Annotated in this window: 28 protein-coding genes; 25 read left to right on the forward strand and 3 right to left on the reverse strand. The window is 49.9% G+C overall.

Annotation, left to right across the window (positions count from 1 at the left end):
• The first annotated feature begins 84 nt into the window (after positions 1 to 84).
• Together AR333_RS12195 and AR333_RS12200 are read left to right on the forward strand one after the other, a co-directional pair.
• Positions 85 to 1,641, forward strand: a complete 1,557-nt coding sequence (locus tag AR333_RS12195; RefSeq protein WP_068775630.1) for an ABC-F family ATP-binding cassette domain-containing protein — start codon at positions 85 to 87, stop codon at positions 1,639 to 1,641.
• Positions 1,642 to 1,699: 58 nt separating this feature from the next.
• Positions 1,700 to 1,990, forward strand: coding sequence for a Dabb family protein (locus tag AR333_RS12200; protein WP_068775631.1), 291 nt, complete (start codon positions 1,700 to 1,702; stop codon positions 1,988 to 1,990).
• A 113-nt stretch (positions 1,991 to 2,103) separates the two neighbouring features.
• Here the strand turns inward: AR333_RS12200 and AR333_RS12205 are convergent, their stop codons facing one another.
• Together AR333_RS12205 and AR333_RS12210 are read right to left on the reverse strand one after the other, a co-directional pair.
• Complete coding sequence (locus tag AR333_RS12205) at positions 2,104 to 3,081, reverse strand: hypothetical protein (protein ID WP_068775632.1); 978 nt, start codon at positions 3,079 to 3,081, stop codon at positions 2,104 to 2,106.
• Positions 3,078 to 3,692, reverse strand: a complete 615-nt coding sequence (locus AR333_RS12210) for an RNA polymerase sigma factor (RefSeq protein ID WP_253735818.1) — start codon at positions 3,690 to 3,692, stop codon at positions 3,078 to 3,080. Before AR333_RS12210 ends, AR333_RS12205 begins: the two co-directional genes overlap by 4 nt.
• A gap of 167 nt (positions 3,693 to 3,859) precedes the next feature.
• Between AR333_RS12210 and AR333_RS12215 the strand changes: the two genes are divergently transcribed.
• The 22 genes from AR333_RS12215 to AR333_RS12315 all read left to right on the forward strand — a co-directional run bounded on the left by AR333_RS12215 (position 3,860) and on the right by AR333_RS12315 (position 24,660).
• Positions 3,860 to 4,948 carry a M42 family metallopeptidase gene (locus AR333_RS12215; protein WP_068775633.1) on the forward strand — a complete coding sequence of 363 codons (1,089 nt, stop codon included), beginning with the start codon at positions 3,860 to 3,862 and terminating at the stop codon, positions 4,946 to 4,948.
• A gap of 140 nt (positions 4,949 to 5,088) precedes the next feature.
• Positions 5,089 to 7,062: an ABC-F family ATP-binding cassette domain-containing protein gene (locus AR333_RS12220; RefSeq protein WP_068775634.1), complete on the forward strand. Its 1,974-nt coding sequence runs from the start codon at positions 5,089 to 5,091 to the stop codon at positions 7,060 to 7,062.
• 101 nt (positions 7,063 to 7,163) lie between these two features.
• Positions 7,164 to 8,780, forward strand: a complete 1,617-nt coding sequence (locus AR333_RS12225; protein WP_068775635.1) for an ABC-F family ATP-binding cassette domain-containing protein — start codon at positions 7,164 to 7,166, stop codon at positions 8,778 to 8,780.
• 140 nt (positions 8,781 to 8,920) lie between these two features.
• Positions 8,921 to 9,454: a hypothetical protein gene (locus AR333_RS12230; protein ID WP_068775636.1), complete on the forward strand. Its 534-nt coding sequence runs from the start codon at positions 8,921 to 8,923 to the stop codon at positions 9,452 to 9,454.
• Positions 9,451 to 9,774: a thioredoxin family protein gene (locus tag AR333_RS12235; RefSeq protein ID WP_253735819.1), complete on the forward strand. Its 324-nt coding sequence runs from the start codon at positions 9,451 to 9,453 to the stop codon at positions 9,772 to 9,774. The genes AR333_RS12230 and AR333_RS12235 overlap by 4 nt, the downstream gene beginning before the upstream one ends.
• A gap of 75 nt (positions 9,775 to 9,849) precedes the next feature.
• The gene (kapB, locus tag AR333_RS12240; protein ID WP_068775637.1) at positions 9,850 to 10,248 is read left to right on the forward strand and encodes a sporulation phosphorelay system protein KapB; all 399 of its coding nucleotides are present in this window, start codon (positions 9,850 to 9,852) and stop codon (positions 10,246 to 10,248) included.
• A gap of 420 nt (positions 10,249 to 10,668) precedes the next feature.
• Positions 10,669 to 11,748 (forward strand): Gfo/Idh/MocA family protein, encoded by a 1,080-nt coding sequence (locus AR333_RS12245; RefSeq protein ID WP_068775638.1) that lies wholly within the window; start codon positions 10,669 to 10,671, stop codon positions 11,746 to 11,748.
• Between the two features lie 34 nt (positions 11,749 to 11,782).
• Positions 11,783 to 12,454, forward strand: a complete 672-nt coding sequence (locus AR333_RS12250; protein WP_068776088.1) for a trimeric intracellular cation channel family protein — start codon at positions 11,783 to 11,785, stop codon at positions 12,452 to 12,454.
• Positions 12,444 to 12,914: a hypothetical protein gene (locus AR333_RS12255; protein WP_068775639.1), complete on the forward strand. Its 471-nt coding sequence runs from the start codon at positions 12,444 to 12,446 to the stop codon at positions 12,912 to 12,914. Before AR333_RS12250 ends, AR333_RS12255 begins: the two co-directional genes overlap by 11 nt.
• A gap of 201 nt (positions 12,915 to 13,115) precedes the next feature.
• The gene (locus AR333_RS24275; RefSeq protein WP_253735849.1) at positions 13,116 to 13,460 is read left to right on the forward strand and encodes a four-helix bundle copper-binding protein; all 345 of its coding nucleotides are present in this window, start codon (positions 13,116 to 13,118) and stop codon (positions 13,458 to 13,460) included.
• Between the two features lie 215 nt (positions 13,461 to 13,675).
• Positions 13,676 to 13,912 carry a glutaredoxin family protein gene (locus tag AR333_RS12260; protein ID WP_068775640.1) on the forward strand — a complete coding sequence of 79 codons (237 nt, stop codon included), beginning with the start codon at positions 13,676 to 13,678 and terminating at the stop codon, positions 13,910 to 13,912.
• Positions 13,913 to 14,037: 125 nt separating this feature from the next.
• Positions 14,038 to 14,361: a metal-sensitive transcriptional regulator gene (locus AR333_RS12265; protein ID WP_068775641.1), complete on the forward strand. Its 324-nt coding sequence runs from the start codon at positions 14,038 to 14,040 to the stop codon at positions 14,359 to 14,361.
• 197 nt (positions 14,362 to 14,558) lie between these two features.
• Positions 14,559 to 14,762 (forward strand): copper ion binding protein, encoded by a 204-nt coding sequence (locus tag AR333_RS12270; RefSeq protein ID WP_068775642.1) that lies wholly within the window; start codon positions 14,559 to 14,561, stop codon positions 14,760 to 14,762.
• A 33-nt stretch (positions 14,763 to 14,795) separates the two neighbouring features.
• Positions 14,796 to 17,237 (forward strand): heavy metal translocating P-type ATPase, encoded by a 2,442-nt coding sequence (locus AR333_RS12275; protein WP_068775643.1) that lies wholly within the window; start codon positions 14,796 to 14,798, stop codon positions 17,235 to 17,237.
• A 125-nt stretch (positions 17,238 to 17,362) separates the two neighbouring features.
• Positions 17,363 to 18,001: a nitrite reductase gene (locus AR333_RS12280; RefSeq protein ID WP_068775644.1), complete on the forward strand. Its 639-nt coding sequence runs from the start codon at positions 17,363 to 17,365 to the stop codon at positions 17,999 to 18,001.
• Between the two features lie 109 nt (positions 18,002 to 18,110).
• Positions 18,111 to 18,269, forward strand: a complete 159-nt coding sequence (locus AR333_RS24980; protein ID WP_172798845.1) for a hypothetical protein — start codon at positions 18,111 to 18,113, stop codon at positions 18,267 to 18,269.
• A complete protein-coding gene (locus tag AR333_RS12285; RefSeq protein ID WP_068775645.1) occupies positions 18,266 to 18,469 on the forward strand; it encodes a hypothetical protein in 204 nt (67 codons plus the stop codon). Before AR333_RS24980 ends, AR333_RS12285 begins: the two co-directional genes overlap by 4 nt.
• Before the next feature lie 302 nt (positions 18,470 to 18,771).
• Complete coding sequence (locus tag AR333_RS12295; protein WP_253735820.1) at positions 18,772 to 19,686, forward strand: AAA family ATPase; 915 nt, start codon at positions 18,772 to 18,774, stop codon at positions 19,684 to 19,686.
• A gap of 3 nt (positions 19,687 to 19,689) precedes the next feature.
• On the forward strand, positions 19,690 to 21,654 hold the full coding sequence (locus AR333_RS12300) for a nitric oxide reductase activation protein NorD (protein WP_068775648.1): 1,965 nt from the start codon (positions 19,690 to 19,692) through the stop codon (positions 21,652 to 21,654).
• A 247-nt stretch (positions 21,655 to 21,901) separates the two neighbouring features.
• Entirely contained in the window at positions 21,902 to 23,092 is a 1,191-nt protein-coding gene (purT, locus tag AR333_RS12305) for a formate-dependent phosphoribosylglycinamide formyltransferase (RefSeq protein ID WP_068776089.1), read from the forward strand.
• A 134-nt stretch (positions 23,093 to 23,226) separates the two neighbouring features.
• On the forward strand, positions 23,227 to 23,736 hold the full coding sequence (locus AR333_RS12310; RefSeq protein ID WP_068775649.1) for an acyl-CoA thioesterase: 510 nt from the start codon (positions 23,227 to 23,229) through the stop codon (positions 23,734 to 23,736).
• Positions 23,737 to 23,874: 138 nt separating this feature from the next.
• On the forward strand, positions 23,875 to 24,660 hold the full coding sequence (locus AR333_RS12315) for a TIGR00266 family protein (RefSeq protein ID WP_068775650.1): 786 nt from the start codon (positions 23,875 to 23,877) through the stop codon (positions 24,658 to 24,660).
• A 208-nt stretch (positions 24,661 to 24,868) separates the two neighbouring features.
• Here AR333_RS12315 and AR333_RS12320 read toward each other — a convergent pair whose 3' ends face one another.
• Positions 24,869 to 25,096, reverse strand: coding sequence for a hypothetical protein (locus AR333_RS12320; protein WP_253735821.1), 228 nt, complete (start codon positions 25,094 to 25,096; stop codon positions 24,869 to 24,871).
• 325 nt (positions 25,097 to 25,421) lie between these two features.
• On the opposite strand from AR333_RS12320, the gene AR333_RS12325 reads away from it, so the two are divergent.
• Positions 25,422 to 26,507 (forward strand): sulfate ABC transporter substrate-binding protein, encoded by a 1,086-nt coding sequence (locus AR333_RS12325; RefSeq protein WP_084783626.1) that lies wholly within the window; start codon positions 25,422 to 25,424, stop codon positions 26,505 to 26,507.
• The last annotated feature ends 12 nt before the right edge of the window (positions 26,508 to 26,519 follow it).

Genomic DNA, 26,519 nt, shown 5'->3' on the forward strand with positions numbered 1-26,519 from the left:
CCCTGTTCTTTGGATAATGGTATACTAAGAGGGTTGTCCCAGAGAGAGCCATTTTGCGATAAGATAGGAGTTACAGAATAGATTATGAGTTTCTTGACAGTTGAAGACCTGAGTCATACATTTGGTGACCGGTTGCTTTTTAAAAACGTTTCTTTCCGGCTTTTGGCCGGTGAGCGTGTAGGTATTGTAGGTGCAAATGGTGTCGGTAAGTCGACATTGATGAACATTTTGACCGGTAAGCTGCTGAAGGATGAGGGGAAAGTCGAGTGGACGCCCCGTATCCGGTATGGCTATCTGGACCAGCACACGAAGCTGACTCCCGGCAAGACGATCCGCGATGTCCTGAAGGATGCTTATCTTCCCCTCATTGAGCTGGAGAAAGAAATGATGGTGATTACGGATAAAATGGGAGAGGCTTCTCCGGAAGAACTGGAAGTTCTTCTGGAGCAAATGGGAGAAATACAGGACCAGCTGGAAAACAGCGGATTCTATATGATCGATGTCAAAGTAGAAGAAATGGCCAATGGCCTGGGTCTGAACGCAATCGGTCTTGACCGTGATGTAGCTTCTCTTAGCGGCGGGCAGCGGACGAAGGTTCTGCTGGCCAAGCTTCTTCTTGAGCAGCCGACTGTCCTGCTGCTTGATGAGCCGACTAACTATTTGGATGTCGAGCATATCAACTGGCTGTCCAATTATTTGAAGGACTATCCGTATTCGTTCATGCTGATTTCCCATGACACGGAATTTATGAACGGGGTCGTCAATGTTATTTATCATCTGGAATTTACCAAGCTGAACCGATACACAGCCAACTACGAGAAGTTCCTTGAGATGGCGGAATTGTCTAAGACTCAGCATCTGGATGCCTATGAGAAACAGCAGGAGTACATCAAGAAGCAGGAAGATTTTATTCAGCGGAATAAAGCCAGGGCATCCACATCAACCCGTGCCAAGAGCCGGCAGAAACAGCTCGACAGAGTAGACCGGATCGAGCGTCCGGAGACGGCGAGCAAACCGACCTTTGTATTCAAGGAGTCCCGTGCAAGCGGACGCGTAGTCTTCGAAGCGGAGAATCTTGAAATCGGCTACGACCGGGCGCTGCTGCCCAAGCTGAACATCACGATCGAACGGGGTCAGAAAATCGCGATTGTCGGCTGCAACGGTGTCGGTAAATCCACCCTGCTTAAAACGATGCTGGGGGTTATTCCTGCCATTAGCGGGAAGACGTACAAAGGGGATTATTTGTTTCCTTCTTACTTCCAGCAGGAAGTTAAAGCTCCCAGCATTACACCGATTGATGATGTGTGGAACGAGTTCTCGCATATGACCCAGAATGAAGTGCGCGGAGCTTTGGCGCGCTGCGGACTTAAGAACGAGCATATTACCCGTCCGCTCAGTGCGCTCAGCGGCGGCGAGCAGGCCAAAGTCCGTCTTTGCAAACTTTTGATGAGAGAAAGCAACTGGATTCTCTTTGATGAGCCTACGAACCATTTGGATGTATCCGCCAAAGATGAGCTGAAACGCGCTCTGAAGGAATTCAAGGGTACCGTGGTTCTTGTCTGCCACGAGCCCGATTTCTACGAGGGCTGGGTTACTAAAGTCTGGGATGTTGAGCAATGGTCGCACAAAGTCCATTCTTAAACTGAACTTTCTTATATATTTTGAATCATTAAATTTACCGGAAAAAGGAGAATGAAGGATGATTACGCATATTGTGTTTTTTAAAATGAAGGACCGCAGTCCCGAGTCTGTACAAAGAACGAAAGACAAGCTGGTGAACATGGAAGGCAAAATTCCGCAGCTGCTGTCCATTGAAGTAGGAACCGATGTCCTTCATTCCGAGCGCTCCTATGATCTTGCATTAATCACAAAATTCAATTCTCTCGAAGATCTTCAGGCATATAACGTACATCCCGTGCATCAGGATGTTATCGCCTATATGGGCGAACATAAAGATGGCGTTGCTCCCTGTGTTGATTTCGAAAGCTGAGAACCTTGAACTTGCCGCAAGTCCTGCGGCAAGTTCTTTTTGATATCGCTAGAAGCAGCTCGTGATCTGTCAATCCAGCACCGCGACTTCATTTTTTATTCTTTCTTCAGATTCTATTTCTGTGCGTTCCTTAGATCAGCAAGCCTGCTTCTTTTGTCCGGAAGGTCAACGGTCTGCAGCTTACCATTGTGGTATTCCATAAAAACATGAAAATCATCGCCAGCTCCAAATTCGATCAGCCATTTATCTTTTTCCTGGAACAGATAGGAGTGCGTAACCGTATTATCTCGATTAAGCCCCATCATTTCAGCCGCATCGTTATCGACCGCAGCTCGTTCGAACTGCTTCGTGTCCGCGTTCCATCGGTTTAGATGAATAGCCGGGGGCACCCAGTCAACATGATTTTCGACCAGCTCTTTCTTGCCATCTCCGTCCAAATCTATTTCTTCACCTTGGTGTTGTTCGAAGTTCTGGAGTTCCCATGCCGAGTTTAACGGGTTATATCTTACAATTTGAATAACCATGCCAGGTCCGATAGGACTGTCTATCTGGATTTCCGCAATATCTTCTCCGGTCCAATGGGAAGTTTTAACTTCAAGCGCGGTAAGGCCCTGGTTGCTGACCAAACCTATCTGATAATCGGACTTGCCATCCGATAAGTATGCGTGCAGCAGTTCTTTGTTCTTCCTATCCGCATACAAAGTTACAACAGGAGAACCGGCTTTTCCTAAATTTTGCCCGAGTGGAATTGATTTGATTTTCTCCATGTCTTTCGGCAGACCGGTTTTCTTAAGCGGCATAGCTTCCAAAGGGAAATAGGTCAAAGAAGCGCTTTTGGATTCGAAGGCGGCGGGTTGCCGGGCAGGATCTACCGCTGTTTTCCAGTCATTAGTCAAGAAGGCTGCTGCAAGAATCAGTCCGGCGAAACCAAGGCCCGCACCTTTCCATGAAAATTTGCCCAACCGGCGTGATTTGGTGTCAGGAGAGGCTGCCGCTGCTTTAATTTCATCCGCCATCCGGCGTGTGAACCTGCGGGTTCTAAAAGGTTCTTCCTGCAAGAATGAGTACCAATCGGGTTTAGATTCCTTCATTTTCGTTGTCCCTCCCCGTACAATAGCCCTGTCATTTTTTTGCGGGCGCGATGTAAGCGCGATTTTACAGTACCTTCTGAAATATTTAAGACTCCGGCAATCTCACTGACAGACAGATGATATTTGGCATCAAGTACGATCACTTCCCGGAACTTGACAGGCAGCTGGAAAACGCACAGCCACACTTCGCTCACGGCCTCTTGTTCCAGAAAAATATCTTCAGCAGATTGACTTTGCCCTGTACGATGAACAAGATCGACCAGCGTGACCTTTCGGATAAAAGCGGATTTCCGGTAGTTGTAGCTGATGTTTCGGGTTATTTTTAGGAGCCAGGTTTTGACGCTTGATTCGCCTCTGAATGTCGCCACATGCCGGTATACCTGTAAAAAAACATCCTGTGCTATATCATCCGCGAGCTGGCGGTTTTTACAAATAGAGAAAGCGAAATTCCACACATCTTGACCGTACTTATTCATTAAATCCTCTAGTGTATAGAAATTCATGTCGGCTGAATACTGAAAATCTTCACTGCCCAATGCGATCACCTCTTTATAACTGACAAAGCAGAGCAGTGCCAGGTTCCCAGAACATGGATATTTTTTCGGATACAAGTAAAGATAACACATCATAGGCAATGATATACGGTACAATCATGTTGGGTATCAGGTAAGCCTATCGTTTGAAAAGAATGGGGAAAACGTGTAGTATCTGCTGTAAAGATAAGTTGACGAAGAGCGTCATTCATATAGCAGGAATTAGCCAAAAGGAGTGAAGCCAGATGGATCAGATTAATCGCAGCTATGTACTTGAAGTATTGGACATGCTTTTGACAACACCCAGTCCAAGCGGCTATACACATCAAATTATGGCCAAGGTCAAGGCGGAAACGGAAAAACTCGGCTATACGATGGAGCTGACCAATAAAGGATGCGGAATCATTACGATTCCGGGCAAACGCAGTGACTATACGATCGGATTGTCCGCTCATGTGGATACACTAGGCGCCATGGTACGCTCCATAAAAGATAACGGTCGCCTGCGCCTGACTCCGGTCGGCGGATATATGATGGCGGCAATAGAGAATGAGTATTGTCAAGTACACACACGCCAAGGGCTGAGCTATGAGGGGACCATTCTGACGACGAAGCCCTCCGTTCATGTTTTCTCGGATGCCCGGGATCACAAAAGAGTGGAAGAAAATATGGAAGTGCGTCTCGATGAACTCGCATTCAGCCGGGAAGATGTACATAAGCTTGGCATCGGTACGGGGGATTTCGTTTCTTTTGACCCGAGGGTCCGTATCCAGGAGAATGGATACATCAAATCACGCCATCTTGATGATAAAGCAAGTGTGGCAGCCCTGTTCGGTCTGCTTGATCTGCTCAAAAACGAATGCATTGAACCGGCCTGCACTATCAAACTGATCATTACGACTTACGAAGAAGTAGGTCACGGGGCTTCTTATATCCCCGGAGATATCGACGAGTTGGTAGCGGTCGATATGGGAGCCATGGGAGAGGATTTGTCCTGCACGGAGCAGGATGTGTCCATTTGCGCCAAAGATTCCAGCGGTCCTTACGATTATGCGATGACGACCCATCTCATCCGTTTAGCGGAACACGCGGGCATCCGCCATGCTGTAGATATTTATCCGCATTATGGTTCGGATGCTTCTGCGGCTCTGAGAGGCGGCAGCAATATCCGCGCCGCTCTGATCGGGCCGGGTGTTCATGCCTCCCACGGAATGGAACGCACGCATGTGGATGCGATTGCAGGTACAGCAGCGCTGCTGCTGCAATATATTCTGCATCCGGCCGCACCTGCAAGTGAATCGGTACTGCCGGAGAATCCGGTAAGCCCAGTCTAGGCTCCAGCAAGTTAATTGGCCCGTATATATGTAAGCAAATAAATTAAATCCGGCATCCGCCGCCTGCAGTCTAGTGATGGCCACACAGACGGACGGATCCGGTTTATCCTGGCTTTATCTGATCGAAGACGGAGGAACTCATGAGTATTATCCATGCGGAACATTTAGTAAAGACATACGGGGAGAAAGTGCTCTTCGATGATATTTCATTTACGATATCCGAAAGACAGCGGATCGGTCTGATCGGAGTGAACGGTACGGGGAAATCTTCTCTGCTGCGCATTCTTGCAGGTCTTGAAGGACCGGATTCGGGATCGGTCATTCATTCCAATCATTTCCGGGTCGAATATCTTCCCCAGCAGCCTGAGTTTGACGAGCAGGCTACAGTACTGGAGCAAGTTTTTTACGGAGAAACACCTTTAATGAAGGTGCTGCGTGATTATGAGCAGGCACTAAGCGAACTTGATAACAGCCCCGATGATACGGCGGCGCAGGAACGTCTGATTCGCGTACAGCAAAGAATGGATAACCTGGACGCATGGGAAGCGGGGACAACAGCCAAGACGGTTCTGACGAAACTGGGCATCACCGATTTCAATAAACCGGTGGGAGAGCTGTCCGGCGGTCAGCGCAAGCGCGTTGCGATGGCACGCGTCCTGATTCAACCTGCGGATCTGCTCATTCTCGATGAGCCTACTAACCATATCGATAATGAAACGGTAGATTGGCTCGAGCAGTTCCTCGGCAAATGGAAAGGCGCTCTGCTTCTGGTTACGCATGACCGTTATTTCCTGGAGCGGGTGACGAGCCGTATTCTGGAACTGGACCGCGGCAAGATTTACAGTTACGAAGGCAACTACACGACCTTTCTGGAGAAAAAAGCGGACCGGATGGAACGGGAAGCTTCCAGTGAAGACAAGCGCAGGAATTTGCTGCGCCGTGAATTGGCCTGGCTGCACCGCGGAGCCAAAGCCAGGACGACGAAGCAGAAGGCTCGCGTCGAGCGCGCCGAGCAGCTGCGGGACCGCAAGACCGACGGACCAGCGGCCAAGCTCGATATGGCGCTTGCAGGGAGCCGGCTCGGCAAGAAAGTAATCGAGCTCAAGGACGTAAGCAAGAGTTATGCGGATAAGCAGCTTATCCGGGATTTCAGCTACATCGTGCAGCCCGATGACCGGATCGGTATCATTGGACGCAATGGCAGCGGCAAGACTACCCTGCTGGGTATGCTGGCCGGCAGAATCCAGCCGGACGGCGGTGAGATCGAGCAGGGGACGACCGTGAAGCTCGCCTACTACACGCAGGAAAACGTGGAGATGGACGAGAAACAGCGGGTGATCGAATATGTCCGTGAAGCGGCGGAAGTTATCCGCACCAAAGACGGGGAAGCGATCACTGCGGCGCAAATGCTGGAGCGGTTTCTGTTTCCTCCGCATCTGCAGTGGACCTTGATCGGCAAACTCTCCGGCGGAGAGAAACGCCGGCTTTACTTGCTGCGTACATTGATGGGGGAGCCGAATGTGCTTCTGCTTGATGAGCCTACCAATGATCTTGATATCCAGACGCTATCGATTCTGGAAGATTATTTGGAACACTTCCCAGGCGCAGTGATTACCGTATCTCATGACCGTTATTTCCTGGACCGTACCTCGGACCATCTGTTTGCTTTTACGGGCAATGGGCAAATTGAGCAGTACTTCGGCACCTATTCCGAATATTTGGAATCCCAGTCCAATCGTGATGAGGCTGACACGAAAACAGGCGAGAGCAGTGTTCTTTCGAGCGGCACTAATCCGCACAAAGGGCAGCCCGCTTCAGATTCGCGCAAAGCATCCGCAGGGTCCGGGGAAGGCACCGAGGATCAGGGGCGAGCGAGGAAGAAGAAGCTTTCTTTTAACGAACAGAAGGAATGGGATACGATAGAAGACCGCATCGCAGCGTTAGAAGAGAAAATGGAGCGGATCAAGCTAGACATCGGAAGAGCCGGCAGTGATTACGGCCGGGTTCAGGATTTGTACGCGGAAGAAATCGCGGCCAATGAAGAATTGGAGCAAGCGATGGAAAGATGGACGGAATTGTCCGAACTGGTAGAAGAAATTGCGCGTAATAAGTAGCACACAGCTATTTGCGAGCGTGAGCACTCTATTTATGCTATACTAAAGGGAATGGGCTTAGAATAAGCCGTACTATACAAAAAGGCAGGTATCCCGCACTTATGATCACTGTTACGGACGTTACGCTTCGATATGGCAAACGCGCTCTTTTCGAAGACGTTAATATTAAATTCACACCTGGCAACTGCTATGGCCTAATCGGGGCTAACGGTGCAGGTAAATCGACATTTCTTAAAATTTTATCCGGCGAAATTGAAGCTAACAAGGGTGAAGTAAGCATCGCTCCCGGAGAACGTATGGCCGTGCTCAAGCAGAACCATTACGAATTCGATGAATTCGAAGTTCTGAAGACGGTGATTATGGGCCACGCCCGTCTATTCAAAATCATGGAAGAGAAGGATGCTCTCTACGCTAAATCCGACTTTTCCGAAGAAGACGGCATACGTGCCGGCGAACTTGAAGGTGACTTTGCGGATCTGGACGGCTGGCAGGCTGAGGCTGATGCGGCGGAGCTCCTGATCGGACTCGGTATTCAGAAAGAGCTCCATGACCAGAAGATGAAGGATTTGGACGGCAACCAGAAGGTACGTGTACTCCTTGCGCAAGCTTTGTTCGGCAATCCGAACATCCTCCTGCTCGATGAGCCTACCAACCATTTGAATCTCGAATCCATTCAATGGCTCGAGAACTTCCTGGGCAGATTTGAAGGCACCGTTATCGTTGTATCCCATGACCGTCACTTCCTGAACCAGGTATGTACACACATTGCGGATATTGATTTCAGTAAAATTCAAATGTACGTAGGTAACTATGATTTCTGGTACGAGTCCAGTCAACTGGCTTTGAAACTTGCCAGAGATGCGAATAAGAAGACGGAAGAGAAGCGTAAGGAACTGGAAACCTTTATCGCGAGATTCAGCGCGAATGCTTCCAAATCCAAGCAGGCGACTTCCCGTAAGAAACAGCTCGAGAAGCTCACACTGGATGATATCAAACCATCTAATCGTAAATATCCTTTTATCAACTTCAAACCGGAGCGTGAAGCAGGCAAGCAGCTTCTTGCAATCGACGGGATCAGCAAGTCCGTAGAGGGTGAAAGTATCCTGAACAATGTTACTTTCACAGTGAATAAAGGCGATAAAATTGCTTTTGTCGGTCCGGACGGACTGGCTAAAACAACCTTGTTCCAGATTCTGATGGGTGAGAAAGAAGCGGATCAAGGCGAGTACACTTGGGGCGTTACGACTACCCAGGCTTATTTCCCCAAAGATAACGCGGAGTACTTTGACGGTGTGGACATGAATTTGGTTGACTGGCTCCGCCAGTATTCCAAAGATCAGGATGAGTCCTTCATCCGCGGTTTCTTGGGACGCATGCTGTTCTCAGGCGAAGAAGCGCTGAAGAAAGCGAGTGTCCTGTCCGGAGGAGAGAAAGTACGCTGCATGCTGTCCAAAATGATGCTTGCCAGCGCCAACGTTCTAATCCTGGATGAGCCGACGAACCATTTGGATCTGGAATCCATTACGGCTCTCAATAACGGTTTGATCGACTTTGACGGTACGATGCTGTTCGTCTCCCATGACCATCAGTTCATTCAGACTGTCGCTAACCGCATCATTGAGATTACCCCTAAAGGTCTGATTGACCGGATGATGCCGTACGACGAATATCTGGAGAGCGAAGATGTACGCAAGCTTCGTGAAGAATATTACGCTTAAGTATTTTGGATAAGACCGCCGGCAAAGGCGCTTGGATGCAAGTTTCCAGGCGCCTTTCCTGACCCTGCTTTAAGGTGATCACTCAGCTGAGTATCCGTAACCGGATTGGCTGCAGCTGGAGAAGAGGAGACGAACCATCTATGTTTGACCCGACTATTTATGAGAATCTTAAGGTTGTCCTGGAAGGGGCCGTGTATGATCTTGATCTGTCCGGTGACATTCTGGTAACGAATCGTTCGGATCAAATCGACATGTCCACGCTATCGAGGAACTATACCATCCGTTTTGTACTCCAGAACGAGGAAGACAGCCATGCTTCTCCATGGGCAGAATTTGCTCTGACCGCCGGACTGGAAGATCTGGCCGCAGAGATTCTGGAGCGCAAGCCATCCTCGCAGGGTTGCACCTTGACGATCCGGTTCGGTTTCACGATGGAAGATCCGGAGAACAACTGCCCGGCAATAGCCGCGTCTCTCGCAAGCATTTGGAGCGGCAGGCCGACAATTACACAGACGGTCTCTTACGTATTCGGACAAAGGGAGCACTGCTGGAATAATGACGTACTCCTGGAATTTGGACGTAAGCTGGATGAAAGTCATGTCGACGATTTCACCGGGCTGCTGGAGCATACGGTTAAGACACTTTCCTTACTAAGGGAGAAACACGCCGCATGAAAGAGCCCATCATGCAGGAATGGAATGAACAGACCATTCAGCGCGCAGTTTCGGAGCATAGATCCTTTGCCGTTTTCTTTCATACACCGCTGTGCGGTACTTGCAAAGTGGCCCGGAGGATGCTTGAAGTCCTCATACAAATGGAGCCGGCAATACCGCTTAAGGCATGTAACGCCAACTATATGCCTGGTTTCGTCCAAGAGTGGCAAATCTCTTCTGTCCCCTGTATAGTGGTGATAGAGAGAGGCAGGGTTGTACGTACCCTGTATGCCATGAATTCCGTGGAATATTTGTTGTCTGAGCTTCGCGTATTGACCTGACAGCGGGATCGGGCTAAATGACTTCTCTAGTTCTAACCTGAATACGCAGTTCCATTGAGAAAGGAGCAATCTTGTATGAATCTTAGGAACGAATTTGCTGCTTCCGTCGGCGATCTGGTTAAGGGTGAGTACAAAACCGGTGAATATATCGGCCGGATTGTAGAGATAAACTCCCCTGTCAAAGCAGCGGTTCAAGTGCTTGCGGTCATAAAGCATCCTACTCAAGGAAATCTTCACACGGCTGACAAGAATGATTTGCGTTACTTTCAGCAGCGTCGTGCGCTTGCATACCAGGAGATTGCCCTGATGCCGCTGGTAACGATCCGTTCTTATAACGGGGATGTCCCGGATTACATGTTATCTCTGCAGCATGCTCTTGAAGAAGAATTAAGCATGCTCCAACAGACGGAAGAATGGGCACGCCGCTCCATCGCTGAGCTCGAAGAACTGCATAAGGATTATTTCCCGCAGTAACCGCACCGTTCTCGTATCTGATTCTTATACTTAACCGCGACAATCTGAGAGCCCTTCTCCTGACAACGGAAATTTCCGTTACGGGGACGGGGCTTTTTTAAGTAAGAAGAGAGTGAAGGATACTGCGCTTAGAGTGGCTGTAGCTTATCTGCACAGATTAAGGCTGCTTCTATCCATCGTATCCGAGTTTGTGAGAAGGAAGAGACGTATGAGAATAGTGGTTAGAACATATTAGATTCGTTTATGTAAGGTTAACCTATTCTACAGAACACTCGCTCCTTCTTGCTGGAATATAGCCCTAAAGTAACAAAAAAGGCGATATTCTGAAAGATTAAAAAAGCGGGTAAGGCTGTTGATGAACTTCAAATGTGATAAAATAAAGCCGAACATAAAATGTGTCATAACGGAGGGTTTTGCACAATGGCATTTAACGAAGAGATCACAATCGGCGTAATCGGCGCAGGCAATATAGGTAACATTCATATCCGGAGCCTGCTCGACACACCGGGCGTTGCTGTGACTGCAGTCGCTGATGTATTCCTTCCGCTGGCGGAAGCCCGTGCGAAAGAGCACCAGATCTCTAAAGTATATGGAAGCGGAGAAGATCTGATTAACGATCCTGATATAGATGCCGTAGTAATAGCGGTTTCCAACGAGTGGCATGCGCCTCTTGCGGTTAAAGCGCTTCATGCAGGCAAGCATGTGCTGCTTGAGAAGCCGATGGCGATTGATATGAAGGCCGCCAAGGAGATTGTTCAGGCTGAGCGTGAAAGCGGCAAAGTCCTGATGATTTCCCACCAGCGCCGCTGGGAGCCGCTCAATATGCAGGTAAAAGAACTTATTCAGCGCGGCAAGCTCGGTTCGATTTATCATGCGAAGACAGGCTGGATGAGGCGTAAGGGTATCCCGGGCTGGGGCACCTGGTTTACCCAAATGTCCAAAGCCGGCGGCGGACCGCTTATTGATATCGGTGTGCACATGCTGGATCTGTCGCTCTCCTTTATGGGGAACCCTAGACCTGTCTCCGTATATGGTGCAACCTACTCCGAATTTGGACCCAAGCGCCGCGGTATCGGGAGCTGGGGCAAACCGAACTGGAGCGGCAGCTATGATGTAGAAGATTTCGCGACTGCTCTGATTAAGATGGATAACGGCAGTACGCTGACGCTTGATGTGAGCTGGGCTGCGCTTACCGAGACAGATAATCAGCCCTATATCCAATTGTTGGGCACGGAAGGCGGCGCTTCGCTGCGCGGGAATACTTACGGCAAATTGTTCGCAGAAATGTTCGACAGAGAGATTGATGTTGAATTGGAGGTTCCGGAGAATAAGACCGAGCCGCGTCTGCTCATGAATCTTCATTTCCTGGAGTGCATCCGCACGGGAAGTGAGCCGCTCACATCTGTCATGTCCGGCTATACGAATAATTTGATTTTGAATGCCATCTACGAATCATCCCGTACTGGCAGAGAAATTCAACTGGACTGGGATTTGTCTTAATCATAGCCGGGGGAGCTGCGGAATAGTGGATTGGATGGGGCTAAGTCTGATCGGAACGATCGCATTCGCTGTCAGCGGTGCGATTGTTGCCATGGAAGAAGATTACGATATTCTGGGTGTATATGTGCTTGGATTTGTTACGGCATTCGGCGGCGGGGTCGTCCGCAATATGCTTATCGGTGAAAAGATTACGATGCTCTGGCAGCAGGGTTTTCAGTTTATGATCGCCTTTGCTGCCATGACGCTGGTGTTTATTTTCCCACTTGCTTGGATCAGGCGGTGGAAATCGTGGGAGTCGTTCTTTGATGCCATCGGACTGGCCGCCTTCTCCATACAGGGCGCTCTGTATGCGACGAACCAGGGCCTGCCGATGAGTGCCGTTATTGTGGCCGCCGTTCTGACAGGCATTGGCGGCGGTATTATACGGGATCTGCTTGCTGGCCGTAAACCGTTAGTGCTGCAGGATGAAATTTATGCCGTATGGGGGATGCTGGCGGGTTTTATGATCTGGCTCGGTTGGCCGCAGACCGTATTTGGCCTCACCATTCTTTTCATGACCATTGTCGTTTCCCGCATGTTCTCGGTTATTTTCAAATGGAAGCTTCCCAAGCGTTCGCTGCGCGATTTGCTGCAGGATAACGATATTCCCGACCGGCAGAGACCGCCGGCCCTTCAGGAAGAAAGGAGAGAAATAGATGTCAGCTGAATCCATGCTCCGCTTATCCAAGGTACCAGGCTCCCTGCTTCAAGAGAGACTTGTCGTTGTCCAAGATTTGATTCAGAATGAGCTTGAAATGTATAATCTATCCAAAGACCGCGAGACCGGTGAACATTATGTGCATTACGCCTATGCTCACAAACAAATAGCCGGATCAGGGGATGAAGAGCATTTTCACCAGCTTCTGCCCGTAGAAAGCGATGATGTATTAGGAATCATGTTCTCAGATCAGCCTTATGAGTACCCGCATGCCTGGAACCGGACCTTCCTTAGGAACGGTCCTGACGGATTCTATGTCTGGTTCGATCCGGGCTATACAGAGAACCTGGACGAAGACGCCAAATTTGCTCAAGAAATACAGCAGCGCCTTACAAAATTGAAGCAGTCGGGTTCCGTGAACGAAGAAGCGGTACAAAGGCTGCTGGAAGAGTTGGACGGAATGAAATAATTAAATCAGGACTGGCCCTGCTCATTGCTAATGCAATGGGCTTTTTTGTTGTTTCTCCTGGACATCAGTATGAATAATTTCCCCTCTGCACGACTAATATGTTTATAATATACCCTTGTGGGGTAATCTATATTTGAACGCATTTAGATATACCAAACCACTACTAAGTTCAAGAGACGAGAGGAGTTTTATTACATGAGTATGATGAACACAACAATCGACGAGAATTTAAAAGAGTGTATGGAAGCCTGTCTGCGGTGTCTCAAGGAATGTAATTTCTGTTACAATGCCTGCTTGCAGGAACAAGATATAGATATGATGAGAGAATGCATTCGCCTTGATCGTGAATGTGCCGAGATCTGTGCTTTGGCGGCATCCGCTATTTCACGTAACAGTCCCTTTATGAAAGAGATCTGCTTACTCTGCGCTCAAATTTGCGAAGCCTGCGGTCAGGAGTGCGCGAAGCATGAGCATCATGAGCACTGTAAACGCTGTGCAGAAATTTGTTTCCAGTGTGCAGAAGCTTGTAAGAAAATGGCTTCTTAAAATTAGCGTCGGCACTAACAATTGTATGACCAGACAACAGACCGCGGGTAGTTTTAGTGGTCTGTTGTTTATTTTTCCGCTTCAGTAAGGCCGCCGCCGGTTACAAGCAGTTGCAGAATTCGTTTAGAGTCCAATCCGTCTAATCTTGCAATATAGGGTTAGGGGGTATATGATAAAAGGAGAAGTATTGGTAAAAGAAGGAGGTTAGCATGCGTATGAGAAAGGTAGAAGTATTTACGACACCGACTTGTGAAGACTGCAGAAATTTCAAGCAATATTTAAGAGAGCGCAACATTCCGTTCAAGGAATATGATATTTCTGAGCATCCGGAATATGCCGACACACTCCGGGAGCGCTCCGGAAAAAATCTGGTGCCTACCATTTTTATTGATGACGCTGTATTTTTCGGTTTTGTGTTTAACCGTCAAGAGATCGAGAAGCTGCTCTCCTGACAGTTTCATTTCTGAGTCAGCTCTCCGGAACGGGGGCTGATTTTTTTTCTGAAAAGTAACGCTGGAATGGATTGTCTATAAAAGGAGCCTGAATGTATAATGGAGGATATACAGGAGGGATTAGGATGACAACAGAGAACCAGGCCCATGAGGCATGTGCCGCTGGCAATGAGCGCAAGAGCCACCATTCCGATAAAACGAAGAACAATTTGATTAGCCGTCTGAACCGCATAGAAGGCCAGGTGCGCGGGGTCAAAGGACTCATTGAGAAAGATACGTATTGCGACGATGTACTGAATCAGATCGCTTCTATACAATCCGCTCTTAACGGGGTCGGTAAACTTCTTCTGGAGCATCATATGAAAAGCTGTGTAATTGAGCGTATCCAGGAAGGTGACGAAGAAGTTATATCCGAGCTTATGACGACAGTCAACAAGCTTATGAGATAATCTTCAAAGACTACTCAGGCATGCTACCGGCCAGATCGGCAGCGAACGGCCGGCAGCCTAAATGAGTAAATGAAATACAAAGATTTTCAAAAAACAGGTAGTTTCCACTTGACTTAATATAGGGTACGGGGGTATAGTAGTAATACAAACATAAGCAGTCATACTCGAAAACAATATTTTCTTGTAGGAGAGATAAGATGCAAAATATCACCTTCCATGTAAAGGGAATGTCATGCGAACGTTGTGTAAATTCTATTGAAAGTGAATTAATGAAATTAGGTGTGACTGCCGTTACAGTGAATCTAAGCGGCAGAAAGGTTCAAGTCATCTATGATGAACATTCACTGACTGCTGACCGAATAAGAGATACGATTGTCGAACAAGGATATGAAGTTGCTTAAAAAAAGCGAACTGATAGAAATGAGGTGTCCAACATGCAAACAGCAGCACCTGCTGTAAATACACGGAATACTTCTCTAAACCTGACCGGAATGACTTGCGCGGCATGTGCAAACCGGATAGAGAAGGGCTTAAATAAATTGGATGGTGTCGTGGAAGCTAATGTGAATTTTGCCATGGAACGTGCGACAGTAACCTATGACCCGCAGAAAATCAGCTTGGACGATATGGAGCAGAGTATCCGCAAGCTCGGTTACGACACGGCCAAAGAAGCAGCGGATCTGCAGCTGGTCGGGATGACCTGCGCAGCGTGCGCGCTTAAAATCGAGAAGGCATTAAACAAGATGCCGGGCGTAACGAAAGCAACTGTCAATTTTGCCATGGAAACCGCTCATGTTGAATATAACTCGGCGGAAGTTACGATAAGCGATATGCTTGCCCGGATCGAGAAGCTTGGCTATAAGGCAATAACGAAGCAGGAGGAAGGCGATCTTGCGGAACTACGCAAACGGGAAATTACAAGACAGAAGCGGAAATTAATCCTGTCGGCAGTCCTATCGCTTCCTCTTCTATGGTCTATGGTCGGCCATTTTTCCTTTACCTCGTGGATCTGGATGCCGGAGCTGTTTATGAATCCCTGGTTTCAGCTTATTCTTGCAACACCGGTACAGTTCTATGTCGGCAGGCAGTTTTATGTGGGAGCCTATAAATCTTTGCGCAATAAGAGCGCGAATATGGATGTTCTTGTAGCTTTGGGTACATCAGCGGCTTATTTCTACAGTTTATATCTTACGTTACAGTGGGCGTTAAATCCGGCGGATGCTCATCACGGGCCGGCCATGTACTACGAAACAAGCGCCGTATTGATTACACTGGTCATTCTGGGTAAGCTGTTCGAGGGCTTGGCCAAAGGCCGTACCTCCGAAGCGATCAAGACTCTTATGGGCCTGCAGGCCAAGACGGCTCTTGTGATCCGGGACGGCGAAGAAGTGACGATTCCGGTTGAAGAAGTACTGTCGGGAGACCTTGTACTCGTTAAACCTGGCGAGAAGGTTCCGGTTGACGGCGAGGTACTGGAAGGGAGCTCCGCGGTAGATGAATCCATGCTGACAGGCGAAAGTATTCCGGTCGAGAAAAAAGCCGGGGATCATGTCATTGGAGCTACGATTAATAAGAACGGGCGATTGAAGATAAAAGCGACAAAAGTCGGCAAAGAGACAGCCTTAGCCCAGATTATTAAGGTTGTTGAAGAAGCCCAGGGCTCCAAAGCCCCGATCCAGCGTGTTGCGGATCGAATCTCAGGTATTTTTGTTCCGATTGTCGTCGGAATTGCCGTTGTTGCTTTCCTGGTCTGGTACTTCTGGGTGACTCCGGGTGATTTCGCTAATGCTCTCGAAAAAGCCATCGCCGTACTGGTCATTGCCTGCCCTTGCGCACTCGGTCTTGCAACTCCAACGTCGATAATGGCTGGCTCTGGCCGTGCCGCGGAGTACGGTGTTCTCTTTAAAGGCGGGGAACACCTGGAATCTACGCACAAAATCGATGCGATTATTCTGGATAAAACCGGGACCGTAACGAAAGGGAAACCTGAACTGACCGATGTTACCGCCGTGAATCTGGATGAGGAGACCTTCTTGAAGCTGGTTGGAGCAGCAGAGAAGAACTCCGAGCATCCGCTTGCTGAAGCGATTGTGAACGGGATTACGGCACGAGGCATTGGAATCCCGGCAACCGAGGACTTTGAGGCCATTCCGGGCTACGGTATCCGTGCGGTAGTGGACGGCCAAGAGATTTTGGCCGGGACCCGCAAGCTGATGGCGAAGTACGGCGTCAACGCCGAACAGGCTTTTGACAGCATGTCGAAGCTGGAGCAGGACGGCAAAACCGCGATGCTGATCGCCGTCAACGGCCAATACGCCGGTATGGTAGCAGTAGCCGATACGATTAAGGAAACATCCCGAGAAGCCATTGCGAGGCTGAAAGAAATGAATATCGAGGTCATTATGATTACAGGTGACAACGAGCGTACGGCCCAGGCCATCGCCAGACAAGTAGGCATTGACCATGTGCTTGCTGAGGTGCTTCCGGAGGGCAAAGCGGAGGAAGTGAAGAAGCTGCAGGCTCAGGGCAAAAAAGTCGCCATGGTCGGGGATGGAATTAACGATGCTCCTGCGCTGGCTGTAGCGGATATCGGGATGGCAATCGGCACAGGTACCGATGTGGCGATGGAAGCCGCAGACGTTACGCTTATGCGGGGCGATCTGAACAGCATCCCGGATGCCATCTTTATGAGCCGCAAGACGATGGGCAACATCCGCCAGAACCTGTTCTGGGCGTTAGCTTACAATGCTGCGGGTATTCCGATTGCCGCACTGGGTTTCCTGGCGCCTTGGGTCGCCGGGGCAGCCATGGCGCTGAGCTCGGTTTCGGTTGTGCTTAATGCGCTGCGGCTGCAGCGGGTCAAGATCGAATCCTGACAACCTTCTGAATCTACTGAGGATACAGCTTAATCGCAGCTTTAAATTTGACATGGGGGCTGTCTTTGCCAGGCAGCCTCTTTATTAATGCCTATATTCACTATTGAACAGGGGAGAGGATTGGAATGGGGATACGAAAGTTTGCCGTTACACCGGGATTTGGAGAGGGCGGGACTGTTTTTACAGCGCAGCAGATGGCTGTTCTCGGCAGTGCGGTAGGCCAAGAAGCTCTTATTGAATTGACTACCTTCAAACAGCTGTATGTCGCTGTGGAAGAGGAAGAGCTGGAAGAAGTGCAGGCCAGACTGCAAGCTGCCGGACTGGAGATTCATCCCGCGGGTTTTTACACCAAAAGCCTGATTACATGCAATTTCTGCCGAGGAGCAGAAGACGCGGGGCTTGAGACGGCGAAGAAATTAGATGGAGTTATCGCCGGTCACCCTGTGCCGAGTCCTCTCCGAATCGGATATGCCGGTTGTGCGCTTGGAACTAGCGAACCTCTTCTTAAAGACATTGCTGTAGTCAAAATGAAAGAGCGCTTCGATGTTTACGTGGGCGGTGAAACGAAGGGGTTGAAAGCTGTATTGGCGCGGCTGCTGATCGCAGGGGTCAGGGAAGAAGAATTGGAGCCTATCGTGATGGGGTTGATCACTATTTTTCAGGAAGAGGGGAAGAAGAAAGAAAAATTTTCGAAGTTTATCGATAGAATTTCATTAGCAACACTTCGTGAAGCGGCTAACAGAAAATTAAGGCATCATACATGAAAACTCCGAAAGGAGTTTTTTTTGCGGTAATCAATACTAACCAGCCTGTTAAAAACAAGATCTACTGGAAATAATAAAGTCGAAATTAAGATTTAGGAGGGAACCCAACATGGAAAAAACAGGATATACTTTTGCTGAATTACACGGTAAGGAACATCTTGTGGATGAAATACGTCAGCTCGAGAACAGACTCAAGGAAGAAACAGGCGAGACGATCACGCTGATCGCCTATGAGAAAGAAGATGCCGGATACGGGAAACATTCATGATCAAACAATATTTTGCGGAAATTTCCTTGACGGAGCAAGATACGCTCAGCGATAGTCTGAATGCACTTGTAAACCGGGCTGAGAATGAATTCGGAACTCCTTATGTAGAAATCGCTCAAATCGTACCGACCCAAGGGGAACGTTATACGGTTATTTTGAATCTTGATTTTCCTCAAGCCAAAAGAGAAGGAGAGGCTTAACCGCCCTGTCTTTCGGAAAGTAGAGGATGGATGATGGCCAATGCCTACAAAGTCCGTGCCACCTGTGAATCACAAGCCTGTAAATATGTGCAGCCGCAAGATGTCATAAGGGCTGTTAATTATGAATCTTCATACGCTATGGCGCTTATGCTGAACGATATCCCGGGTTATATGACCTGTCCCTTATGTGGAAGTGCCCTGCATTTCTACCCGTTCGCTCTAATCCAGGATGTAGAAGCTTGACACCGTGTATTCTTTTGATTGATAGTTAAAAGAAAGGATTTACACGGAGAGGAACGATTGTGATGACACCGACTTCTGCTGCTACATGGGAGCAATCGGGATTGCCCGAACCTATAACGCAAGAATTTCGGCGGCTTAACGGCCGTTTTGAACGGGAGAAACTGACGGATGAAGAGAGGAAACAGATCGGAACCCCCGGTTTCGTACCTGCCCGGCCAGAGGTGCTTCAGGATGCGATGATTGCACTGGCGCTCGGTAAGCATGTTCTGCTGAAAGGACCGACAGGTTCAGGCAAAACAAAGCTTGCCGAGCATCTGTCTTTTGTGACAGGTCAGCCGCTTCATTCGGTAAACTGTTCAACGGATCTGGATGCGGAAGCCCTTCTGGGGTTCAAAACGCTTAACCGTGACGGGAATGAGACTGTCATCGGGTTTGTACCGGGGCCGGTGGTCACCGCCATGACCCGGGGACATATTCTGTATATTGATGAAATCAATATGGCCAAGCCTGATACTCTGCCGCTTATAAATGGGGTACTTGACCACAGACGGTCGATTACCAACCCGTTTACCGGGGAGATTGTAAGAGCCCATGCGGATTTTCGCGTTATTGCGGCGATTAATGAAGGGTATATCGGTACCGTGCCGCTGAATGAAGCATTGAAGAATCGTTTTGTCGCTATAGAAGTGCCTTATTTACAGGGAGAGGCTCTTCTTGATTTGCTTCAGCAGCGATCCCTACTGGGAGATGAGAAGCAGCTTAGAACTTTTGTTGCTTTATCCGCAGATTTGCTCACCCTGGTGGAGATGGGGCAGCTGTCTGACGAAGCGGCATCGGTACGAGCCCTGATCGATGCTTGCGATTTAGCTGCTTATATGCCCGCACATCGCGCGATTGAACGGGCGATAGCCGCCAAGCTTGAGGATGAAAGAGAACGTGCCGCCGTACGCAATGTGGCGGAGACGTTATTCTAAGCCATGTTTGTCGGTAAAGTACACATGCTCGATAATAAAATGGATGCCTTCCTCCTCATGCAGCTAGTCGATCTGGCTCGAATGTTTGCAAGAAACGCGGAGCTGCGGGTTGAGCTTGCATTTCACTCCAATTACGAGGAGTCCGAATCGCTTTTGACCATTAGTCAATTCTGGCGGGACTGGAAACCGGCCCAGCGGGAGGCCGGTATGAAAAGCGACGTATATTTAAGAGCGATTGGAAGCGCCTGGTATACGGGGCGCGAGGACACGGATCTCTTGCTGGCTAAGCTTGCAGACTCCCCGTTAAGCCGGTTTGGAAGTGAGCTGTTTACACTCTGTGAGGATATCAGGCTGGAAGCTATCTGCCGGCGGATCAGGCCCGGAACTTCGGAGATTTTTAACCAGCGTGAACATATTTATCGGGGGTATTTCCGGCATAAGCTGACCGCTCACCAATCCAGAGGCGAAACGGCGGATGCTTTATTCCTCGCGGTCTATTACTGGTTCAAAGGGGCGGAACAGCTTACCGGAGCAGCCGGGACTCCTTTGCAGACGCAAAGTGTGGAGTTTAGTTCTGAGGTTGATACACTGATCCGACTTTTACATCCTTATCTGGAAGAAGCCGAGAGGGCGGAATCTACAGCCCGTAATGCCGAGCTGTGTCTGGATATGCTGGAGATTCTGGCGTACCGGTTGGATCAAGATGCGGTCACGGCTTATTTCTCTACACGGGCGGGAAGTGGAGCGGAGATGCCGCTTCTGCGGGGCAGCGAGCCGCCGCTGCGGAGAACGAAGCCGCTCGCTAATGATGATGCCGAGCAAGAATCCAAGGCTGGACGGGATATGAATCGCCGTAGTGAAAGACTGTCTATGTGGCATCGAGAGACGCCTGATACCGAAGGCCAGGCGATGCGGCATGCTCTGGAGCGGGGCACACGGACAGCCCGCTTCAGTGGAGAAGCGGTGCAGGCCGGTGATGATGGAGCAAGCGAAGCGATGGCAGTTGCAAAGGGACGCTCGGCGGTATCCAATCGTCCGTCCGAAGCACCGCCAAAAGACGCTCAGCCGCTCAGCTCAGCCGCCGATCCGGCGGCAGGGAGCGGAGAAAGCGCCCCGCAGCTGCGAGCGGTTGCGGAGCGGCTTGCCGCTCGGAAGCCTACGCTTGCAGAAGAGGCAGCCTACCGCGAGGCTGTGAGCGTCATCCTGCCGCTGACGAAGCAGCTGACGCGTACCGTGCGGCTGACACTGGAACGCAAGCATACTGCGCCGAGACGTGACCTGCTCTACGGGCGCCTGGGCCGCAAGCTTGTACGCTTCGCTACCGATGAGGCGCCGCGCCTGTTCACCAAGAAGCGTGATCCTGCTTCCGATCTGGATGCCGCATTCTCGCTTCTTGTGGATTGTTCCGCTTCCATGTACGATAAGATGGAAGAAACCAGGCTTGGCATCTCGCTGGTACACGAGACGCTGCGTACGCTCAGGATCCCGCACGAAGTGACGGGATTCTGGGAGGACGCAGAGCGTGTGAGCGCCGAAGAAGCGCCGAATGTGTTCCACACGGTCGTAGACTTCGGCGCATGCCTGGCACCGCGCAGCGGGCCGGCCCTGCTGCAGCTGGAGCCGCAGCAGGATAATCGTGACGGATTCGCAATCCGTCACGCAGCCCGGCGGCTCCTGCGGCGCCCGGAGAAGCAGCGTGTGCTGCTGGTCTTCTCCGACGGGGAGCCTTCCGCCGCCGAGTACCACGAGGCCGGCATTCTCGACACGTATGAAGCTGTGCTCGAATGCCGGCGGCTCGGGATCGACGTGATCAGCGTCTTCCTCGCCAGCGGCGAGGTGCATGAAACGCAGCGGATCACGATGCGCAACATCTACGGACGACACGGAATTGTCGTCCCGCATGCATCAGAGCTCCCACAGCATCTGGCACCTCTTCTGCGGAAACTGCTGCTGCGCAGCGAGGTGTAGCCGGAGCGGTTGCCGCGCAAGCTCATCGAATCCGGCTGCCTCTGCCTCTGCCGCGCAAGCTCATCGCAGTCGGCTGCCACTGCTTCTGCCGCGCAAGCGCAGCCAGATGCCCATGCTGTTTTAATTTATTGCAGCGCTTCGTTTATCACTGGCACGGACCCATGCAGACGGGTGTTACGCTTTTGTTAACATACATATAACGACTCAATGGGGCAGCAGCCCCTGACCTTGGGAGAGGGATGAAATGATGTACGGATCACCATTATCAGTTAAAGCTAAAAAAATGATGCTGCTAGGTTCCGGGGAACTCGGCAAAGAAGTGATTCTGGAGGCGCAGCGCCTCGGTGTTGAGACCATAGCGGTTGACCGCTACGAGAATGCGCCCGCGATGCAAGTTGCGCACCGCAGCTATGTAATTGATATGCTGGACCCTTCGGCGCTGCGCAGTTTGATCGAGCAGGAGAAGCCGGATTTGATCGTACCCGAAATCGAAGCGATTGCGACAGCGGAGCTGGTTAAGCTCGAACAGGAAGGGTTCCGTGTTATTCCGACAGCGAACGCTTCCAGACTTACAATGGACCGGGAAGGCATCCGTCGGCTGGCCGCCGAAGAACTCGGTCTCCGCACAGCCCGCTATGCGTTTGCCGATACACTGGACGAGCTTAAAGAGGCGGTCGGCGAGATTGGAACGCCCTGCGTCATCAAGCCCATTATGAGTTCATCCGGCAAAGGACAGAGTGTCTGCCGGAGCTCGGCCGACATCGAGGGCTGCTGGAATCTAGCCCAAGAAGGAGGGCGTGCCAAAAAAGCACGGGTGATTGTCGAGTCTTTCGTCACCTTCGAATCCGAAATTACACTGCTGACGATCCGCTCCGTATCGGGCACAACTTTCTGTGCTCCTATCGGTCATGTTCAGAAGGACGGCGATTACATTGAATCCTGGCAGCCCCACCAGATGAATGCCAATCAGATCCAAGAGGCGGAGCATATCGCTAAGACGATCACGGATGCTCTGGGCGGTTACGGTTTGTTCGGCGTGGAGCTGTTTCTGGCAGAGGACGGCGTGTACTTTAGTGAAGTTTCTCCGCGTCCGCACGACACCGGCATGGTAACGATGGTCTCGCAGGATTTGTCCGAATTTGCTTTGCATGTCAGAGCCATTCTTGGCCTGCCAGTTCCTGCTGTCCGTTTAGTAACACCGGGAGCTTCCCATACACTCAAAGCCGACCGTAACAGCACACAATTTGAAATAGGCGGAGTAGAAGAAGCTTTGGCATCTCCGGATGTACAAGTCCGTGTATTCGGCAAGCCGGAAACAAAACCGGGCCGTCGCATGGCCGTAGCTCTTGCAGCAGCGCAAGATACTGACAAGGCAAGGAAGCTGGCTTCCGAAGCCGCGGGACGTCTGCAGATACGTTACAGTCCTGAAGCAGAATAGCACGGCAGAGGATCTTTTAGAGGAGCTGATCAGCTCTGCTGTTGAGTTTCTTTCTAATTCGTCAAATGAAAAAGGCATGAACAGGCCATTATATACCCATGCAGCCAGTATAGACATCAGGGGGAGGTCCAACTATGAGTTCGAAAGATCATGCAGAGCTGGAAGCTAAACCAACCAGTGTGTCCAGAACGATTATGACCGAAATCATTTTTCCGCTGGATACGAATTATCACGGTACCGTCTTTGGCGGCAAGATCATGGAATATGTCGATAAAATCTCGACCATTGCGAGCATGAGGCACTGCCGGTATCCGGTTGTTACAGCGTCGAGCGATAGCCTGGATTTCTTGGCTCCGGTTCTTCTGGGGGAAGCCATCCAACTGGAAGCATTCGTTTCTTGGACACACCGCAGTTCGATGGAAGTCTATGTAAGGGTGGAGGCAGAGAATCTGCTGACGGGTGAGAAGAGGACGACTGCGACTTCTTACTTGACTTTCGTTGCGCTGGGCAGTGACGGGAGGCCTACGGCCGTTCCTGGCGTAATTCCCGAAACAGACAGGGAAAAGCGTCTTTATGAGTCGGCGCCCGCCCGCTATGAAGCAAGGAAAATAAGAAAGGCAAGCCGCGAGCTGGAAAGTTATTAAGGGTTCATGGTTTTCTCTTCGTCGAATGGAACGGATCGGAAATCACTGCGTAACACAGTGTATGGCCGAATGATGCGGCATAGCTGATTGAACATCTGCTGCCTGCATCCTATTCCATTACAAAGAGGAGTGCGTATTATGAACGCTCATGAAATTGACTATGTGATTCACGGAAATGAAATGCAGTATGTAGAAATCGAACTGGATCCGGGAGAAAGCGTAGTTGCTGAAGCCGGAAGCATGATGATGATGGAAGGCAGCATCAGCATGGAAACCATCTTTGGCGACGGATCCGGCGGGATCGGCGGCAAAGGCTTGATGGGCAAGCTCATGGGAGCGGGCAAACGTCTGTTGACCGGAGAGAGTTTGTTCATGACGGTGTTTACGAACAACGGTTATGGCAAAGAACATGTTTCGTTCGCATCCCCGTATCCCGGTAAAATTGTTCCGATGGACTTATACAAGTACGGCGGCAAAATTATTTGCCAGAAAGATTCTTTCCTGTGTGCCGCCAAGGGCGTATCCATTGGTGTGGAGCTTCAGCGTAAATTGGGTGCCGGTTTCTTTGGCGGAGAAGGTTTCATCATGCAAAAGCTTGAAGGCGACGGGCTCGGGTTCGTTCACGCTTGCGGAACGATTGTTGAGCGGGATCTGCGTCCCGGGGAAGTCCTGCGAGTGGACACAGGCTGCTTCGTAGCGATGACGCCCGATGTCGATTATGATATCGAGTTTGTCAAAGGAATCAAATCAGCCGTTTTCGGCGGAGAAGGTTTGTTCTTCGTCACCCTTCGCGGTCCAGGCAAGGTATGGCTGCAGTCCCTGCCGTTCAGCCGGCTGGCAGAACGGGTCATGTCCGGCTCCTTCAACCGGAAGGAAGAAGGAAGTGTCCTTGGAGGACTCGGGAATTTGCTGGACGGCAAGTAAAGCCAGGTAATCTTTCACAGGTTAGGCGGAGCGATCGCTCCTGCCTAACCTTTTTTGTGTGGCCGGACAAATAAAGGCTGCCCTGCCGGTAGAATTCTACCATGCGGGCAGCCTTACTTCACTGCTATCTCAACTGCTATCATGTATGGGAGTAGATCGCGTGTAGGCGAATGTAGGTTGTGTGAGTTATTTTTAAATGATTATCGGTTTAATAGTGAAGCAGCATGTCGTCAAGACGCTCGTTAAACTCTCCCAAGCTAATCAGCTCAACTTGCTTCGCATCATTCTGAAACCGGTCCAGATAAGTTTCTATATCCAGGTCGCTGTGAACATTCTCCACTAGAATGTCATTCTGCAGATGGACAATCAAAACCTGCTCATCGTCGTAAGCATAACGGTTCCCCATCTCTTCCGCTTCTATAAAAATGGCTTCCATATTCAATATTACCTCCGCTTGCAGCAAGTCCCGGTTGAGAGGACCTGCTATGTCTCTAGTATGTTTCCAAGCTATTTTTACACGGCTTAAGCGGGTTTGAAACGGCTTCCTGTTATTAACAAAGAGACGGACAGGCACTTAGAAATTTTTGTAAAATTACGTATTGACACGTGATATTAGCGGGTGCTATATTGATTTATAAATAATTCTTACTAAACTTATAGGATTTGTTTATTTTGTCCACCGGACCACCGGAGACGCGAAGATAACTCGTAAGAATGTCGAAGATTTACCTAGTTGCCAAATCGAAAGGGGTATTTTGTTCATGGCTGTACAATCACATTCTTTTAAAAAAGTGCTGGGCCGGTCGGTTATGGTCCTGACATTGACTTCGCTGCTTACCGGATTAACCGCTTGCGGCGGTGGGAACGAAACGACAGATACAAAAGTTTCGGAGAACGGTTCTTCACCAAAAGCAATTGAACTGCTTAATGTATCTTATGACCCGACGAGAGAACTGTACCAGAAATACAATGAGGCTTTCATCAAACATTGGAAACAAGAAAAGGGCCAGACCGTAACCATTAACCAGTCGCATGGGGGATCGGGCAAACAGGCCAGATCCGTCATAGAAGGATCGGAAGCGGATGTGGTTACGCTGGCACTTGCTTATGATATTGACCAGGTTCAAGCGGCGGGTCTGATCGACAAGGGCTGGGAAACGGAACTGAAGAATAACTCGACTCCTTACACCTCTACGATTGTGTTCCTTGTCCGCAAAGGGAATCCGAAAGGCATCAAAGACTGGGACGATCTGGTCAAGCCGGGTGTTGCGGTCATTACGCCTAACCCTAAGACCTCAGGCGGAGCGCGCTGGAATTATGTGGCTGCATGGGGGTATGCGCTTAAGAAGAACAACAACGATGAGGCGAAAGCGAAGGAATTTGTTACGCAGCTATTTAAGAATGCACCGGTTCTCGGAACGGGCGCACGCGACTCGACAACTACTTTTGTAGAAAGGAACATGGGTGATGTCTTAATCGCCTGGGAGAACGAAGCTTACCTTTCGCTGAACGAACTCGGCAAAAATGAGTTTGAAATTGTAACGCCTTCCATCAGTGTTCTTGCCGAACCTCCTGTGGCCATCGTAGATAAGAATGCCGCGAAGAAGGGGACGAAAGAAGTAGCTCAAGCATACCTGGAGTACCTGTACAGTGAAGAAGGGCAGAAAATCGCAGCAGAGAACTACTACAGGCCGCGCCTGGAATCTGTAGCCAAGCAGTATGCAGACAAATTCAAGGAAATTAACCTCTTTACGATTAATGATCCGGAATTCGGCGGCTGGGCGAAAGTGCAGAAGACCCATTTTGCCGATGGCGGCGTGTTCGACCAGATTTACAAACCGAAATAATGAAGCGTGCCC

This window comes from Paenibacillus sp. FJAT-26967 (genome assembly GCF_001541095.1).
Classification (GTDB): domain Bacteria; phylum Bacillota; class Bacilli; order Paenibacillales; family NBRC-103111; genus Paenibacillus_F.

Excerpts from the sequence above, each read along its gene's own strand:
- AR333_RS12245 (WP_068775638.1), top strand. The coding sequence starts at position 10,669 with ATGGCATTTAACGAAGAGATCACAATCGGCGTAATCGGCGCAGGCAAT.
- AR333_RS12230 (WP_068775636.1), top strand. The coding sequence starts at position 8,921 with ATGTTTGACCCGACTATTTATGAGAATCTTAAGGTTGTCCTGGAAGGG.
- AR333_RS12320 (WP_253735821.1), bottom strand. The coding sequence starts at position 25,096 with ATGGAAGCCATTTTTATAGAAGCGGAAGAGATGGGGAACCGTTATGCT.
- AR333_RS12275 (WP_068775643.1), top strand. The coding sequence starts at position 14,796 with ATGCAAACAGCAGCACCTGCTGTAAATACACGGAATACTTCTCTAAAC.
- AR333_RS12285 (WP_068775645.1), top strand. The coding sequence starts at position 18,266 with ATGATCAAACAATATTTTGCGGAAATTTCCTTGACGGAGCAAGATACG.
- AR333_RS12280 (WP_068775644.1), top strand. The coding sequence starts at position 17,363 with ATGGGGATACGAAAGTTTGCCGTTACACCGGGATTTGGAGAGGGCGGG.
- AR333_RS12225 (WP_068775635.1), top strand. The coding sequence starts at position 7,164 with ATGATCACTGTTACGGACGTTACGCTTCGATATGGCAAACGCGCTCTT.
- AR333_RS12265 (WP_068775641.1), top strand. The coding sequence starts at position 14,038 with ATGACAACAGAGAACCAGGCCCATGAGGCATGTGCCGCTGGCAATGAG.
- AR333_RS12315 (WP_068775650.1), top strand. The coding sequence starts at position 23,875 with ATGAACGCTCATGAAATTGACTATGTGATTCACGGAAATGAAATGCAG.
- AR333_RS12310 (WP_068775649.1), top strand. The coding sequence starts at position 23,227 with ATGAGTTCGAAAGATCATGCAGAGCTGGAAGCTAAACCAACCAGTGTG.
- AR333_RS12195 (WP_068775630.1), top strand. The coding sequence starts at position 85 with ATGAGTTTCTTGACAGTTGAAGACCTGAGTCATACATTTGGTGACCGG.
- AR333_RS12220 (WP_068775634.1), top strand. The coding sequence starts at position 5,089 with ATGAGTATTATCCATGCGGAACATTTAGTAAAGACATACGGGGAGAAA.
- AR333_RS12260 (WP_068775640.1), top strand. The coding sequence starts at position 13,676 with ATGAGAAAGGTAGAAGTATTTACGACACCGACTTGTGAAGACTGCAGA.
- AR333_RS12250 (WP_068776088.1), top strand. The coding sequence starts at position 11,783 with ATGGGGCTAAGTCTGATCGGAACGATCGCATTCGCTGTCAGCGGTGCG.
- purT (WP_068776089.1), top strand. The coding sequence starts at position 21,902 with ATGTACGGATCACCATTATCAGTTAAAGCTAAAAAAATGATGCTGCTA.
- AR333_RS24980 (WP_172798845.1), top strand. The coding sequence starts at position 18,111 with ATGGAAAAAACAGGATATACTTTTGCTGAATTACACGGTAAGGAACAT.
- AR333_RS12270 (WP_068775642.1), top strand. The coding sequence starts at position 14,559 with ATGCAAAATATCACCTTCCATGTAAAGGGAATGTCATGCGAACGTTGT.
- AR333_RS12215 (WP_068775633.1), top strand. The coding sequence starts at position 3,860 with ATGGATCAGATTAATCGCAGCTATGTACTTGAAGTATTGGACATGCTT.
- AR333_RS24275 (WP_253735849.1), top strand. The coding sequence starts at position 13,116 with ATGATGAACACAACAATCGACGAGAATTTAAAAGAGTGTATGGAAGCC.
- AR333_RS12255 (WP_068775639.1), top strand. The coding sequence starts at position 12,444 with ATGTCAGCTGAATCCATGCTCCGCTTATCCAAGGTACCAGGCTCCCTG.
- AR333_RS12325 (WP_084783626.1), top strand. The coding sequence starts at position 25,422 with ATGGCTGTACAATCACATTCTTTTAAAAAAGTGCTGGGCCGGTCGGTT.
- AR333_RS12200 (WP_068775631.1), top strand. The coding sequence starts at position 1,700 with ATGATTACGCATATTGTGTTTTTTAAAATGAAGGACCGCAGTCCCGAG.
- AR333_RS12235 (WP_253735819.1), top strand. The coding sequence starts at position 9,451 with ATGAAAGAGCCCATCATGCAGGAATGGAATGAACAGACCATTCAGCGC.
- AR333_RS12300 (WP_068775648.1), top strand. The coding sequence starts at position 19,690 with ATGTTTGTCGGTAAAGTACACATGCTCGATAATAAAATGGATGCCTTC.
- kapB (WP_068775637.1), top strand. The coding sequence starts at position 9,850 with ATGAATCTTAGGAACGAATTTGCTGCTTCCGTCGGCGATCTGGTTAAG.
- AR333_RS12205 (WP_068775632.1), bottom strand. The coding sequence starts at position 3,081 with ATGAAGGAATCTAAACCCGATTGGTACTCATTCTTGCAGGAAGAACCT.